We start from the raw sequence: 1,016 nt of genomic DNA on the forward strand, positions 1-1,016 counted from the left end.
AGTCTTCCTGTCCGTAAGAGCCACCCACCTGTTCTTGCGGCCCGGATACCTGGAGCGCGTTGGCGACCTCCTTCGGGCTCATCCCGAAGCGCAGCGGTCCCATACCGGTGCCGGGGAGCAGCTCCCGGCGCTCTCGTGTCCCGCCCGTTCCTACAGTCCCACCACCCCTTCGTTCGGTCGGCTCATGGCCGTGCCCCGCAACTCTGGCCTCGGCGCCGCGTGGCGGTCGGCGTCCAAGGGGACGCCTGAGTGAGCCGAGGCACGATAGTCGCCCCATGGGCAGGCATGTTGTCACTTCGGGCCAGTAGCCGGCTCTGCCGAGGACGCGCTTCCCCCTTGCCGACTTTGGTCTTGGATGTGGGCGTGCGGCTGCGGGCCTGGGCCGTCGGGCATGGGCCGGCAATGTGCGCCTGGCACGAGGCTGAGAAAGGGGTGAGGGCCCCCGGCCAGGGGTGAATTCCAGAGGCCTCGGCGCGCTTTCGTCGGAGAACGAAGCTGCACGCGTCGCCACATCAACGAGCCACCGGTTTTTGGGACACGTTTGACTGCGCCGAACCGCAGCGGGGGTTGCGGGTGGGCGCAGGGCGCAGGGCGCGTGTCAGCGGATGGGTACTACGTGCTCGGCCTGCGGTCCTTTGGGGCCCTGGGTGACGTCGTACTCCACCTTCGCGCCCTCGGCCAGCTCCTTGAAGCCGGTCGTCTGGATGGCGGAGTAGTGGACGAACACGTCCGGGCCGCCGTCGTCCTGCTGGATGAAGCCGAACCCCTTCTCCGGGTTGAACCACTTCACAGTGCCTGTTGCCATCAGCGTAAATCCTTCTCGACGTGTCACACGAGCCGCGGTGTGCAGCCTTTTCGATGGTCCCCACCCGCCCCGCGCCTCACAAGCACCCCAAACGGTGAACCGATGCCGTCTATGCGGCGCCGATGCGGGCGGCGAGGTCTTTGACGAACACCCAGCCGGTCGGCGGCTGGGCGTCGGGGAGCTGGGCGGTGAGGATGCGTGCGGCCTCCAG

Annotated in this window: 1 protein-coding gene and 1 pseudogene; both read right to left on the reverse strand. The window is 67.9% G+C overall.

Features of this window, described 5'->3' with window-relative positions; translation table 11 throughout:
• Positions 1–598 precede the first annotated feature (598 nt).
• On the reverse strand, positions 599–805 hold the full coding sequence (locus QRN89_RS35510; protein WP_290354005.1) for a cold-shock protein: 207 nt from the start codon (positions 803–805) through the stop codon (positions 599–601).
• Between the two features lie 112 nt (positions 806–917).
• Positions 918–1,016: pseudogene (locus QRN89_RS35515) on the reverse strand (DUF2267 domain-containing protein); the annotation flags it as partial.

This window comes from Streptomyces sp. HUAS CB01 (assembly GCF_030406905.1).
In the GTDB taxonomy this organism is placed as follows: domain Bacteria; phylum Actinomycetota; class Actinomycetes; order Streptomycetales; family Streptomycetaceae; genus Streptomyces; species Streptomyces chengbuensis.

What these genes read in the sequence shown, in the direction of transcription:
- QRN89_RS35510 (WP_290354005.1), bottom strand. Translation starts at nt 805, where the DNA reads ATGGCAACAGGCACTGTGAAGTGGTTCAACCCGGAGAAGGGGTTCGGC.